Annotated in this window: 15 protein-coding genes and 1 pseudogene; 4 read left to right on the top strand and 12 right to left on the bottom strand. The window is 40.5% G+C overall.

Features of this window, described 5'->3' with window-relative positions; all coding sequences use genetic code 11:
- The 11 genes and pseudogenes from CD126_RS12230 to CD126_RS03160 form a co-directional block, all read right to left on the bottom strand.
- Positions 1–241 (bottom strand): annotated as a pseudogene (locus tag CD126_RS12230) (ISL3 family transposase); the annotation flags it as partial.
- Between the two features lie 221 nt (positions 242–462).
- Complete coding sequence (locus CD126_RS03200; RefSeq protein ID WP_103370022.1) at positions 463–2511, bottom strand: cation:proton antiporter; 2049 nt, start codon at positions 2509–2511, stop codon at positions 463–465.
- 162 nt (positions 2512–2673) lie between these two features.
- Positions 2674–2895, bottom strand: a complete 222-nt coding sequence (locus tag CD126_RS12015) for a hypothetical protein (protein ID WP_142381352.1) — start codon at positions 2893–2895, stop codon at positions 2674–2676.
- Positions 2896–2913: 18 nt separating this feature from the next.
- The gene (locus CD126_RS03195; RefSeq protein ID WP_002472602.1) at positions 2914–3372 is read right to left on the bottom strand and encodes a Na+/H+ antiporter subunit G; all 459 of its coding nucleotides are present in this window, start codon (positions 3370–3372) and stop codon (positions 2914–2916) included.
- Positions 3347–3649 (bottom strand): Na+/H+ antiporter Mnh2 subunit F, encoded by a 303-nt coding sequence (gene mnhF2 / locus CD126_RS03190; protein ID WP_002472538.1) that lies wholly within the window; start codon positions 3647–3649, stop codon positions 3347–3349. The genes CD126_RS03195 and mnhF2 overlap by 26 nt, the downstream gene beginning before the upstream one ends.
- A complete protein-coding gene (mnhE2, locus tag CD126_RS03185) occupies positions 3646–4128 on the bottom strand; it encodes a Na+/H+ antiporter Mnh2 subunit E (protein WP_002472570.1) in 483 nt (160 codons plus the stop codon). The genes mnhF2 and mnhE2 overlap by 4 nt, the downstream gene beginning before the upstream one ends.
- Positions 4125–5630 carry a Na+/H+ antiporter Mnh2 subunit D gene (gene mnhD2 / locus CD126_RS03180; protein WP_049406014.1) on the bottom strand — a complete coding sequence of 502 codons (1506 nt, stop codon included), beginning with the start codon at positions 5628–5630 and terminating at the stop codon, positions 4125–4127. Before mnhD2 ends, mnhE2 begins: the two co-directional genes overlap by 4 nt.
- Complete coding sequence (gene mnhC2 / locus CD126_RS03175; protein ID WP_002472535.1) at positions 5623–5973, bottom strand: Na+/H+ antiporter Mnh2 subunit C; 351 nt, start codon at positions 5971–5973, stop codon at positions 5623–5625. Before mnhC2 ends, mnhD2 begins: the two co-directional genes overlap by 8 nt.
- The gene (mnhB2, locus tag CD126_RS03170; protein WP_103370021.1) at positions 5970–6395 is read right to left on the bottom strand and encodes a Na+/H+ antiporter Mnh2 subunit B; all 426 of its coding nucleotides are present in this window, start codon (positions 6393–6395) and stop codon (positions 5970–5972) included. Before mnhB2 ends, mnhC2 begins: the two co-directional genes overlap by 4 nt.
- A complete protein-coding gene (locus tag CD126_RS03165; protein ID WP_049406009.1) occupies positions 6382–8778 on the bottom strand; it encodes a DUF4040 family protein in 2397 nt (798 codons plus the stop codon). The genes mnhB2 and CD126_RS03165 overlap by 14 nt, the downstream gene beginning before the upstream one ends.
- A 26-nt stretch (positions 8779–8804) precedes the next feature.
- On the bottom strand, positions 8805–9362 hold the full coding sequence (locus tag CD126_RS03160; protein ID WP_049406007.1) for a tyrosine-type recombinase/integrase: 558 nt from the start codon (positions 9360–9362) through the stop codon (positions 8805–8807).
- Between the two features lie 149 nt (positions 9363–9511).
- Between CD126_RS03160 and sroA the strand changes: the two genes are divergently transcribed.
- Positions 9512–9709, top strand: coding sequence for a sigS mRNA-stabilizing protein SroA (gene sroA / locus CD126_RS03155; protein WP_103370020.1), 198 nt, complete (start codon positions 9512–9514; stop codon positions 9707–9709).
- Between the two features lie 13 nt (positions 9710–9722).
- Positions 9723–9944, top strand: a complete 222-nt coding sequence (locus CD126_RS03150) for a DUF2922 domain-containing protein (RefSeq protein WP_002472591.1) — start codon at positions 9723–9725, stop codon at positions 9942–9944.
- A gap of 285 nt (positions 9945–10229) precedes the next feature.
- On the opposite strand, the gene CD126_RS03145 is transcribed toward CD126_RS03150, so the two are convergent.
- A complete protein-coding gene (locus tag CD126_RS03145; protein WP_049406005.1) occupies positions 10230–10490 on the bottom strand; it encodes a hypothetical protein in 261 nt (86 codons plus the stop codon).
- A 372-nt stretch (positions 10491–10862) separates the two neighbouring features.
- Between CD126_RS03145 and CD126_RS03140 the strand changes: the two genes are divergently transcribed.
- Together CD126_RS03140 and CD126_RS03135 are read left to right on the top strand one after the other, a co-directional pair.
- On the top strand, positions 10863–11792 hold the full coding sequence (locus tag CD126_RS03140) for a DMT family transporter (RefSeq protein ID WP_103370019.1): 930 nt from the start codon (positions 10863–10865) through the stop codon (positions 11790–11792).
- A 177-nt stretch (positions 11793–11969) separates the two neighbouring features.
- Entirely contained in the window at positions 11970–12893 is a 924-nt protein-coding gene (locus CD126_RS03135) for an efflux RND transporter periplasmic adaptor subunit (RefSeq protein WP_103370018.1), read from the top strand.
- Positions 12894–13074: the final 181 nt, after the last annotated feature.

The following is a 13074-nucleotide window of genomic DNA, read 5'->3' as shown; positions in this document are numbered from 1 at the left end:
CTAAATATGCAGGGCGTTCAAATACTAACCCCATATAAACGCTCGTCTTACGAGAACCATGTTTAATAATAGTTTGATTCTCATTTTGCGCTCCGCATAAGTCACAACTTTTCGCCTTGTAGGTTAAATCACCTTCATAAAATATACACTGCGACTGTTTATAAAAGTATAAACCTAGCTCTCTCGTAATTCTTAAATTTTTCACTTTAATTCCTAGAATATGTGATATATCATTACACATAGGCACAATATCTCTCCTTTTTAGTTTGTTGTGGTACTTACTATTATAGAGATATTCGTGCCTTTTTTGGTGTATAAAGAAAATTAACGGCTAGTGATTTTTTCATCACCAACCGTTAAAAGTGTACAGCCATTTAATAATGCCCATATAAAAACACTTTCGCCCGTCATCCTGTCTCATATCGACAATGACTTCAGAGCGAAAGTATTTCTTTATATTATTTAAGTTAAGCTATCTACAATAATCATTTCATCGTAGTTAATCGCTTCTCGAATCTTCAATGCCGTCGCCTCACTAATTTCATCTTCATCTGTCAATTGACTGAGTAAACGACGCTGTTCTTTCAGAGCGACAAGTTTAATCTTCGTAATAGAGTTCTCGTTATTTGGATTAAAGAAGTTGTCAGGCGTTAAGTTATCAATTCTCACGAGATACGCATCACAGACCATACCGACTTCTAATTTGTTGTTCTCTGTCGTTTCTTTACTCAAACGACTTACAACATGGTAGTGCACCGTACGCATAACATTAGAAATTTCAACTAAGTTATCGGCAATCGAGAGTGAAGAAGCTGCATTTGTACGCATGCGTTTACGAATACGTTTTTTCAAGAAATAACCTCTTATTCCCACGATAATTCTTTGGATTAACGATGCTTGTTTGTATACTTGTGTACGTTCTGCATAGCGTAAGTAGTTGTCGAGGACGTTGGACGTGATATCGCCATTTTCAACTAATTTATTTAATGTCGCATTTTCAACATCAAATGCGAGTTTTTGAAGACGCTGCAATTCTTTCGAGTTCTCGTCTTCATTCTCTACTGTTTTTAAAAAGGCTAACTTATCATGATATTCCTTAATAACGTTACCATAACGATAACTTGACTCTGCCGTTGATTTCTTATTCAACGAATCAATCACATGTTCTAAGATAAAGATACGCGCTTGTTTGAAGTTCATACCTTTAATCTTAGGTTTCTTCGCATTTGGTGTAATCAGTGGCAAGACCACTTGCGCCATCACTAAACTAATAATGACCATTCCTGAAGCGATAAAGAGTAAGTCATCTCGGAACGTAAATTTGTGATGGTCTGCTAACACATATGGCAACGTCAAGGCGATAGCAAGTGAAATCGTACCATGCACCCCACACAGCGTCATAAGGAAAGCGTACATACTTCGCTTAGGCGGCGTTTCTGTAGGGTTATAGTTATCATCATTCTGTGCCATAATCTTCTGGAACGGACTGATTGGCAAATAGAAATAAGGATAGAGTACGTAGACCCATAAGAATCTGAATAGATATACGGCTAAAGCGATTAATGCTGTCACGATGATCAAGAAGAGTAAGTTATGTGGTTCGTACTTCACAATCTTCTCGATAACTTCAGGAACGAGGAAACCAAGAATGGAGAAGACGAAACCGTTAAGCGCATAGCTTAAGATATTCCATGTGTGGTTGTAACTCATCTGCAATTGCGTACGTGCTTGTGCGATACGGTCCCGTTCGAAACCGTGCACGAGCCCTGCAACCACTGCTGCGATGATTCCAGACGCATGTAGCATTTCAGCAACAAGATATGTTACAAATGGCGTCAGCAACTGGATAAACGTAAACATGTTCACATTCTCAATACCCCGGTGTGTCAGTGTAATTCTAAATCGTACGAGTACGACACCGATAATCAGACCGATGATAAATCCGCCGATTGAAGAGATGAGAAATTGTTCTACTGCATTGAATATTGAGAATGCACCAGTAATCAAGGCAGCAACAGATATTTTAAATGAAATGATACCTGCAGCATCATTTAATAAAGATTCACCTTCAAGAATCGTCATTGCACCTTTAGGTAAGACTTTGCCTTTAGTAATCGCTTGAACCGCTACTGCATCGGTAGGACAGAGGATTGCTGCGAGTGCGAATGCAGCTGCAAGTGGTAGTTCTGGCCAAATCCAGTGTACAAATAGTCCAACTACGATTACCGTAGTCACTACGAGCCCTAAGGCCATCATCAATACCGGTTTGATATACCGTCTTAAATGGACCCTTGAGACATGTACCCCTTCTACGAATAGCAGTGGCGCAATGAGTGTTAACATGAACAGCTCGCTATCAAAATGAAATTCAACTGGAATAGGCGTGAGATAAAGTAACATTCCCAAGATAATTTGAATAAACGCAAGTGGCACCTTTGGTAAGTAGGTATGTACAAGTGAGCTCACGATAACGAGCGCTAAAAATATGAGTATCGTTTCAAAAATTTGCAAAGTTTCACCTCTTTTCAGTTCACTATTTTTCTTTATAATTGCTGAGGTTGAAACACAGAATATTTCAATAATTAATAACTTTTAAAGCGAGATCTGTCAGCTCCCCTCATTCCATCAAATACAGATACGTGTCATCTCCTCATCACTTTAATGACACGCACTTTAAGGATGGAAACCATTCATTCTTAACGCTTTAAGATAAGAAATACTGTAGCATTTCAGACAATTACATTCACTTAATATTTTATCATCATTTTTATGCATATTTAAATGTGATGCACCATTAAATATAGTTCTATCCACTATCAATCCAAAGCGAGAGGAAAGCCGATCTAATTCGTAGATGAAACTGACATTGCGATAGACTTCCTCAACTTTGAACATGTATAAAGCTCTAAATCTTTAACGGTCATCGAAATCTTCGTGTTCTTTACGATAATTCTCTAAACGGCGTTCTTCACGTACTTTCGCACGCTGTTTCAACTCTTCGAACGTATTGTGTTCACTTGAGCTCAAGAGAATATCGGCTTGACGAGGGCCATCCTTTCTACGGTACATAAACGCCCCTGTACGATAAGCTGCTCTTGAGATGAGGTGTCCCCCTACCGGAGAGGTTAGGTTGATAAAAATCAGTGCTAGAATTAAACGAACACTGAGATAACCTTGTGTGGTCATAAAGTAAATTAAGACTCCGACAATCGTAAATAATACAGATAACGTTGAACTCTTCGTAGCAGCGTGACTCCGCAAGAAGACGTCCTGAAATTTGATTAACCCTATCGCACTGATGAGCGCTATGATGCTTCCTAAAAAGAGTAGTATAGCTGCAATGAGACTAACGATTTCGCTTATTTGAGGCATGGAAGACCTTCCCTCCTTCGATAAATCGCGAAATAGATACGGAACTCACAAAGGAAATAATCGCGATTAACAAGATGGAATCAAGGAATGAGAATGTACCATAGAGCACGCTAATGACACCTACGATACTCATAAGGATGGCACTTGCTGCATCAAAGGCAACAACGCGGTCAGCTGTTGTTGGCCCTTTAATTAATCTAAATAACGTAAGGAACAGTGCGATACCAAAGATCACTATCGCACTTGTAATAAAAAACGTTGTAATGTGTTCAATCATCGTGCCACCTCCAATATGAGATCTTCGTACTGACGTATGCTTTTCAATAATTTCGCTTTCTCTTCTTCAGAGACGTCTATCGCATGAATAAAGAACTTCTTCTTCTCATCAGAAATGCGAATGACGGTCGACCCTGGGGTAATAATGACGAGTATAGTAAGAAAGGCAATTTCCCAATCATTCTTCAGTGACGTTTCATATGTCACCATCCCCGGATTCATATCACGCGTTTTAAACAAGATGTAATTAATAATCGATAGGCTTGAAGTCGTGAGTTGATAGAGATAGACAGCTAAGAATTTAATCGCGACCCAGACCTTTTTCAGATAAAATTCTTGTCCGAAGAAACGATGAAGAATATAAATCACAATCACACCGATTAAGTAACCCGCAAAGAAAGTAGAGAACTTAAAGGACTCTTCATCTTGGAATAAGACCCAAAGAAAAGCAATGATTACATTTAGGACGACTTGTCTCATCTCTTATGCGCCTCCTTTAATAAATGCGGGTTCACTAACTTCGTATAATTATCCGGATTCATATTCATCTTCGTCGCTTGGTCAGTCACTTTGAATAATAGCGGTGCTGCGAGTCCCATGACGAGTACAACCGTTGTTAATATGCCAATCAGCCACTTACGGTAACCTTGAAGTGGATTAAACTCTACATGCTCTCCTTCCGCTGAATGATCTGAATACATCTTGAAGTAAATTCGGAAGAGACTATACATGGCGAGTAAGCTCGTAATAATCATGAGCGCTAATCCAATATAGTTACCATTTTCAATCGCTCCCTTAAAGATATATATCTTACCAGGAAAGCCACTGAAAGGCGGTACGCCACCGATCGCAAAGATCATAATAATGAATGCTACACCAAAGAACGGCTCTCGCTTAGCTAGACCGTGAAGATAACTATAATGCTGACGTCCACTCATATAAACGAGTGAACCGATAATGAAGAATAATAACGTCTTCACGATGATGTCATTTGCTAAATAGAAGATCGCCCCACTCACACCAGAGAACGTGTGACTGCCTAGACCTAGAATAATAAAGCCGATCGACAGAATAACTTGATACGCTGCGATCTTCTTAATATTCGTGTAAGCAAGTACACCGAAAGCGCCGATCAACATCGTGATACATGCCAAGACGACGAGCAGTTCGTGTGTAATCTCTGGATGGTCATTGAACATCAGTGTAAAGAAGCGAATCAATGCATACGCCCCGACTTTAGTCATCAATGCCGCAAAGAGTGCTGCCAGCTCAGTGTTGAGTACGGAATAAGCTTTAGGCAACCACATGAAGAGCACTAATGCAGCTTTCGAACCAAAGGCCACGAGGAAGATGATAGCGATGATAACCACCGAACTGGCATCTTTCATATCATCTAATCGTTGGGCAACGAGCGCATAGTTCAACGTTCCTGTCAGCTTGTATAGCAAGCCTATACCGAGTAACAGCAACCATGAACCGATGATGTTCAGCACGACGTAGATAATCGCTGCTCGTAACTGTTCAACGGATTGACCGAGTGTGACGAGCACGAATGACGCGAGTAACATTACCTCAAACATGACGTAGATGTTAAATAAATCTGCTGTTAAAAATGACCCGACGACGCCTGTTGTGAGAAAGAGGATGAAACTCGGTAAATAATATCGAATCGCACGTTTCTCAGCTCGACCGAAACCATAGGCGATGATTAACGTTACGACGAAACTAGACGTCGTCACCATCAGTAAGCTGAGCGTATCACCGACGAACTGAATACCAAACGGCGCTCTCCATCCACCGAAATCGAGCACTAAAGGACGTGTGCGCATCACATGGATGAGTAGATACACTGAGATTAATGTTGAAACACACATCGTACCAATAGATAGAATGCGTGATAACAGACTATTTTTACGTGTAAAAACTAAGATTAATGCGCAAATGACTGGAAGGAGGAGTGGCAAGATCAGTAAGTTATTCATCTGAGTTGTCACTCTCCTTTCTCAATACATCAATTTCGACTTCTTTCGTCACGCGGTAAGTACGGTAAACGAGTACGAGCAAGAACGCGGTCATACCGAAACCGATGACAATCGCTGTGAGTACGATAGCTTGAAGTAAGGGGTCAACGAAATGCTGTGTCCCTTTACCAATCAAAGGTTCCGACATGTGACGACCATAGTGCCCCATACTCATAATAATTAAGTTACCAGCGTGGGTATAAATTGAAATTCCTATAATAATGCGTATTAAATTGACCGACAGTATCATGTAAGTACCGATGAAAATGAGGAAACCGATCACCATGAGTAAGATAATATTCATGAGCGACCACCACTCATCGATAACATGACTGTCACGACCACACCTACGACCGTCAATAAGACGCCCGCTTCAAACAATGTCACTGTCGTCAAATGAAGCTCACCCAACAAAGGAACGTGGGCAGCAATTGACGTTTGATATAGGAATGGCTTGCCGAAGAAGATCGGTCCAATTGCCGTCGCTATTGAAAGAAGTGAACCGATAATCATAAAGATACGGAAGTCTACCGGCAACGAAACGGGTACTTGCTTCACATCAAAGGCTAAGAACATCAGCAAGAACGCGGAACTGAAGATTAAACCTCCGATGAATCCATCGCCTGGGCTGTCATGTCCGGCTAAGAACAAGTAGAAACCAAACGTCAATAAGATGAAGACCACAATCTTCGTGACTGTGCGTAATACAACATCATTCTCTTTCATCTTGTCCCCTCCGATCCTTAAAGTTGAGTAATGTATAGATACCTAAACCAGTGATGATGAGCACCATACCTTCGAATAATGTATCAAATGCTCGGAAATCACCGAGAATAGCATTGACGATATTTTTACCACCTGTGAGTTCTTTCGCATCGTGATAGAAGGTGGAAATCGTCGGCATGCTGTCACCTTGTTGCGCGATGAAGACGAGTGTTACGACCACCACGGCCATGATTAGCGATACGATAATCTTCATTAACTCACGTCGCTTGTGTACACGTCCACGAGGAACGTTAGGTAAACGCGAGAAGCTTACGATGAAGAGAATCGTCGTAATCGTTTCAACCACGAGTTGTGTTAGTGCCAAATCTGGCGCTTTCATAAGGATAAAGAAGATTGTGACACAATAACCGATGATGCCGTTGAGAATAACCATCGTGAGTCTTTGGCGAATAAACGTCAACGCAATACCTAAAGCAATGACCACGATGAGCGTAATGACTTCAAGCGGGCCGAAATCACTGACATGAATTTGATGTACTTTAGGGAAGCCTGTTCTGAACAAGCCATAACCAATCAATACTGCGAAGAAGAGTAATGTCCACACGATGTAATGATTCAAACGGTTGTTCATTAAACCGCGAATGCTATAGCCTGAATAACGCTCAAAACTGCGATACCCACGTAAATATAAACGTGTAATGGATAAATCTTTACCTCGCTGTGCAAGTCCAATCCAATCGACTTTAAATACAGCGATGAGGCCTACAATAATAACGATCGCACTCATCAATAGCGATAAGTTAAAGCCGTGCCATTGAGAAATCGTTGGTGCCACTTCTTTGATTGCAGCCTTTCCAGAAATACCTTGTAAAGCTGGCACTAGTACATAAGTTGTTAAAATGTTTGGCACGAAGAAAATGACTGGTAGACAAATCATCATAATGGTTGATGGCAAGGCGAACAAGAATGGTTCATGCGGATTACGAATAGGCAAGTGTTCATTATGATAACTGCCCCAGAAGACCCTTTTAACCATAAATAACGAATAGATAAATGTGAAAATGCTTGCTACGACACCAATCACAACAACAATCACCATCAACAGTGTGTTGAATTGTGGTAAGTCGTTCGCATTAAGTAAGCCTTCAAAAAACATCTCTTTACTCAAGAAACCATTCAGTAAAGGAACGCCACCCATGGATAGTCCAGCTAGTAACATCACGACATGAGTTAACGGTAAGACTTTCCGTAAACCACTTAAGTTACGTATATCACGTGTACCAGTTTCATGGTCAATGAGCCCTACTCCCATGAACAATGCGCCTTTGTATAATGCATGGTTAACGAGGTGGAAGAGACCTGCAAACAACACGATGACATAACTTTCCGTCAAACTATCATGCGGGTGTTGTGCATAACCTGCACCTAAGCCGACCATCGACACAATCATACCTAATTGACTAATCGTCGAATATGCCAATATCGCTTTAAGATCATACTGTCGAATCGCATTCACCGAACCGAAGATCATCGTGATCAATCCAACAAATGTCACTGCGTATATGTACGTATTGCTCAACCCTAATACCGGAATAAAGCGAAATAGCAAGAAGATACCTGCTTTAACCATCGTAGCTGAGTGGAGATATGCACTCACTGGTGTCGGCGCTTCCATCGCTTTCGGTAACCATACGTGGAATGGAAATTGAGCCGATTTGGTAAAAGCACCAATCAATAACATGATGACGATTGGAATAAAGAGTGGGTGTTGTGCGATTTCATGGCGTTGCGCCATAATTTCAGTGATTGTGTTCGTGCCCGTCACGCTATAAATCATAATAAAGCCTGTGAGGAGCGCTAACCCACCGAATACCGTAATCATAAATGACGTTATCGCGCCAAATTGACTCGGCTGTCTGTCATACCAATACGAGATAAGTAAAAATGAGGAGATACTCGTAAGCTCCCAGAAGACGTACATAAGAATAGTGTTATTCGAATTCACTATTCCAAGCATACTCAACATGAATAGTAGCAAATAGATGTAAAAACGTGGAAGATGATCATGCTGCTTTGATAAATACTGTGTAGCGTAGAAAAATACTGCGACCCCTATGATTGAAATGAGTAAACTAAAGAATAAACTCAAACCGTCTAGTCGCAAATCAATGTTCACATCAAACGCGTTGAGCCAAGGCAACTTGATGTGAAGAATATGTTGCTTGATCACAGAGGGTATCTGCCAGATGAAATAGACCGCAGAAACCACGGGTGCAATCAGAGCAATATGTCCTGCAAACTGGGCTAACTTTGGATGTGTTAATGTTCCCAGCACGAGTAACATGATTAGCAAGATAGCACAGAACAAATAGATTAAACTCATGCTAGCCCTTCCTTTCTATCTTTGGCTTATGGCTGAAGATTTAGAGCAATCGTCGTCGTACTCGCCTGTTTCGAGATACCGATAAACTTCATCGTTTCATAGGTCGTTTGATGCCCTAAATATTTCTGAATAATCGATATTGATATTCCCGATTGATAGGCATGATATGCAAATGTTTTACGTAAAGTTGTCAATCCGATATGACGCATGCCTAACTTATCAGCTGCTGCGTGAATGATACGGTATGCTTGTTGTCTCGACAACCCTTTATGAGTGCGGTTGGATTGGAATAAGAGCGCTTGTGAGTCAAGCCTCATGTGATGTATGTAATTCGCTAACTCACCACGTAATTGTTCAGGCAGTATGATATGGATATGCGTCGCCAATCCTTCTACCCAATAGGTCTTCACATGCCCTTCAGCATCAAGCACCTCATCAACGTGCAAGTTTAATAGTTCCGCCAACTTCACACCTGTATGTATAGCAAATTTAAATAAGAGATAATCTCGCTCGGACTTCTCTCGCAAGACCTCGTACATAGCTTGAATCGCTTTCAAGTCTCTAATTGGATCCACTTGATTCATCTCAACCACTTCACTTTTTCGTAAAATGTTTCTTATTCAATGATAAACGATAGTTGAGTAACATCAAAATATTTTGTTTTTATTTTCACAAAAATATTACCCCTTCACACGTTCCACATCGATATATAGTGTGAAAGGAGGTGAGCACGATGAACAACATCACAGTTACCCTTGTCAAAGTCACTCACAACGCAGACGGCAGAGCAGTTACATCACGACGTCGATTCACGAATCTCAACGGTAAAGCTACGAAGGAACAAATTAAACAATTTGCAGCCATCATTGAACAATTAACCGGAGAACAATTCGATTCTATTGAATTGACAACTACTACAAATGTTTACTAAAGGAGGAACCATCATGACTGAAACATTAGAACTTATCTTTCACGACGTTGCCAACAAACAATGCAAATTCACGATTAATAATGTCTTACAAGACGTATCGGAAGCAGTAGCGAGAGATGCGATGCAGAAGTTACTTTCTCTCGACATCTTACGCCCAAGCAATAACGTTCCAACTAAGATTGGTAGCGCACAAATCGTGAGCAAGACCACACGTAATATCTTCACTGACAAATAAGAATTAAAGTGAATAGAGGGTTTGGGGAAGGTTTCGCCCCCTTGCTCTCTCATTAGGAACGTAGTTAAAGCGGAGCGCAGAGCTGAGTCTCAGTCCAGATGCAATACCTTGTGAATCGTTAAGCAGATAATACGCTTTCGCATGACAATAAAGGCAGAACGACACAATTATCATTAACTCACCCATGATAAAAGTGCGTTCTGCCTTTTTAATATTTCTCGCTTATATTTAACTACACTTTAAAATAGTAACACGTCCGACACTCCCTATATAAATAGGACTAGCTCAATCCTTCCACGACTGCGCCTTTCTCTCCTCTTGGCGCGGACGAATACGAACAGTGTCTCCGAAAAATATCTTTCTTTTACCCAACTTCTTACACAAAGCATAATGATCGAAGACTTCTTCTATTTGAGCTAAATTTTTATATGAACGTCGTGGATTCAACACATCTATGTACTGTTCTTTCTCTAGGTTGTGGTCAAGTCCAGCTCCGATGAAGAACGTTTCCTCATCAAGCAACCGTATAATTGATAATTTAGCCACTCTAATCATCACCTACTCTCGAACTTTCATCCCAACTCGATCGTCTTACTCTAGCTGTCTCATCCCTTAATTGATATATGATGTAACTGATAGCAGATGTACTCATCTCGTACGCTGACTTACCATCCAAGCTTTTTACACATGTGCGACAAATGGAAGCACATAATAGAACACGCGCTTACTACTGAAATGCACGCTTCAACAGTAAGACCCAACACGCTTTTTCAAATATCTGTTTAATATCATATTATAAACCGTACGCCTTTGTATACGACTTTACGCAACCCTCCATCCCTTTCACTTTGAACGCCCCTATAATTCTCCTCGCATTTTCTATATAATGGGTTTATCTTAACTAGAAAGCGTGATCACATGTTATTACTCATGGTACTGGGCGTAGCTGCAGGTATGGTCATCCCATTCCAAACTTCTATCAACTCACGATTAGGTGCTTATACCCATTCATCATTCTACGCATCAACGATTTCATTCTTCGTGGGTTCGCTTTGTCTAATCATCATCAACGCCTGCATCAATCCACATATGCTGACACCTTCCTATCTCATACATCAGGACTTTAACTTCTATTGGTTTACAGGTGGAGTTTTAGGTGTCATCTTTTTAACCGGAAACCTATTGTTACTACCTCGTCTTGGTGCCTCACTCACGGTAGTGATGTCAGTAAGCGGGCAGATTATCATGGGTGTCATCATCGATACATTCGGCTGGTTCGGTGCGCGTACAGAACCTTTCACTTTCCTAAAGTTTATCGGCATTCTGTGTCTCATTCTAGGCATCTTACTCATGAATTATGTACGCAATCGAACACATCAGCATTCTAGACCCTTATCTTTCTATGTCTGGCTAACGATAGGCTTTGTCTTTGGCTTCTGTCCACCACTTCAGACGACGATTAACAGCACATTGGGTCAGCAAGTTCACTCGTCATTTCTCGCATCATTGATATCTTTCGCTACCGGTACGCTTGCACTATTTATCCTGACACTCATCTTCCACCGCAGTTTAAAAGTGCACAAGCAACACGCACAACATGGGCGACTCCATCCGTTCTATTTCATTGGTGGCTTTCTCGGGATGATCTTCGTCACGATGAATATTATCTTAATGCCTCATCTTGGTGCAGCTGTGACGACCATTGTGGGCATGCTAGGTCAAATGTTAATGGGTGTCATTATCGAGCAATTCGGTTTATTAGGCACACCACGCAACACAATAACCGTACGCAAGGTGTTAGGTCTCATTGCCATCATGATCGGCATTATACTTCTTCGTCTTTTTTAAAATGTTCATTTGCATAGATGGAAGACGTCGGCACTCCTGCTCTAAAATTCTCTTTTTGAGGGACTTTTAGAGCATTTTTTGTTTTTGTAAAAATGTTATATAATTCAATATAAAATCAATGACAAAGGAATAAGTTTTAGTATATACTAAGTTCACTACATCAAAAGAGGTGACCTCATGTCCAAGAAAATCATCATTACTACGATAAGTCTCATTCTTGTTACTCTACTCGGCGTGGGCATTTATGGCCTCGTCGCCAACCAACCGACATCTGCACAAACCCCTGTTGAAACGATAACAATTCAGCACTCGCCGCCTATCTCAGTCAATGGTCGACAAGAACCGACTGATAGCACCACGCTCAAATACGACGCCACGAAAGGCCACATTCATGATTGGTACGTCACCAATAATAGTTCCGTGAAAGCAGGTGACAAATTATTTGAGTATTACAACCCTGTCATAGAACAACAAATCACACATAAGCAACGTCAACTTTCTACGCTCGTGCACATGCCGAAACCCACGAAAGAAAGTAAAGCAACAAGCGACACGCTACAAGCTGAAATCGACGAATTACAAACACATTTACGCACGCAAATCGTCGCCCCCATCAGTGGTAAGCTCACTCTCACGAATGAACACCCTTCTAAAGCCGGTGAACCTATCCTTTCGATTTATTCAGAACATAAAGTAATCAAACTCGCACTCAACGAAGAAGAACTACCACTCATTAAAGAACAGCAAACTTTAACGATTCACGATCAGCAACACCAAACTTTCAAGAGTAAAGTTCAGCAAGTTAATGCCTTTCCTCAGAACTATCAATCTAAAGCTCGTACCTCTACGTACGAAGTCCAACTTTCGACTAAAGCACGTTACCCTGTTGGTACGCACTTCAGTATAGAAATTCCGAAACAAACGATTCAGATCCCTACTTCAGCTTTATATAAAAAGGATTCCGTACTCGTCAAAAGAAACAATCGCTTCATTGAACGCAAAATTAAATATTACAAAACTGTAAAACATAACGAAATTATTGTTACAGAAGGTTTAAATATTAATGAAAAGATAGCCAAAAACACTAAAGATGTGGCATAATAAATTAAAAGGTGTTCTTTTAGTTTATTTTTCTTTTAAATTTAGGTCTTCCTTGTTTCTTATTTATCAAGTAATGAGCGAAAATAAGATTTAAAAATAATAATTCTTCTCAATTGTTGCTTTGTTTAAAAATGAATATAACGGGAAAAATCTATTGTATTTCACATAGGCCTTTGTGTTT

Source organism: Staphylococcus pettenkoferi (genome assembly GCF_002902685.1).
Lineage (GTDB): Bacteria > Bacillota > Bacilli > Staphylococcales > Staphylococcaceae > Staphylococcus > Staphylococcus pettenkoferi.
Note: the sequence above shows the minus strand (reverse complement) of the source record. Positions and strands in the feature narration are given on the sequence as shown.